The sequence below is a fragment of the Pseudonocardia halophobica genome (assembly GCF_027922425.1).
GTDB classification, from domain to species: domain Bacteria; phylum Actinomycetota; class Actinomycetes; order Mycobacteriales; family Pseudonocardiaceae; genus Pseudonocardia; species Pseudonocardia halophobica.
Genome location: NZ_BSFQ01000284.1, coordinates 1 through 535, shown reverse-complemented (window position 1 = coordinate 535; position 535 = coordinate 1). Strand labels below are relative to the sequence as shown.

The following is a 535-nucleotide window of genomic DNA, read 5'->3' as shown; positions in this document are numbered from 1 at the left end:
GGTGCCCTCGCCGGTCACGCCGTTCGGCGTCCGCGGCGTCGGTGAGGTGGGCACCATCCCGCCCGGTGCCGCCGTCGCGAACGCGGTGTGCGACGCGCTCGCGGACCATGGCGTCGAGCTGACCGCCCTGCCCATCACGCCGGAGGCGATCTGGAGCGCGCTCGCGGGACGCGTCGCCGCCCGCGAGCCCGAGCTCGCGCCCACCCCGGCCGACCTGCCCGACGGAGGAGTCGAGTACTGATGACCGAGAACCCCGACGGTCCGACCTGCGCCGCGCCCGCCCCCGACGGGCTCTCGCGCATCGGGCTGATCGTGCCCAGCTCCAACACCACGATGGAGACCGAGCTCCCGGAGCTGTTCCGCCGGCAGAGCGAGGCCACCGGGCACCGCTACACCTTCCACTCGGCGCGCGCCGCGATGAAGCAGGTCACCCGCGAGGAGCTCCTCGCCATGGTGGGCCGGGCCGCCGAGTCCGCGACGGGGGTGGCCGGCGCCACCGTCGACGCCATCGACTGCGCGTGCGTAGTGCCGGTGG

At 75.3% G+C, this 535-nt stretch carries 1 protein-coding gene and 1 pseudogene; both read left to right on the top strand.

The features are described from left to right. Positions 1–241 (top strand): hypothetical protein (locus tag PKE99_RS38635; RefSeq protein ID WP_271215181.1); only part of this gene is annotated, 241 nt, incomplete at its 5' end. Continuing rightward, a pseudogene (locus PKE99_RS38630) lies at positions 241–535 on the top strand (hypothetical protein); the annotation flags it as partial. The gene PKE99_RS38635 and the pseudogene PKE99_RS38630, both read left to right, overlap by 1 nt.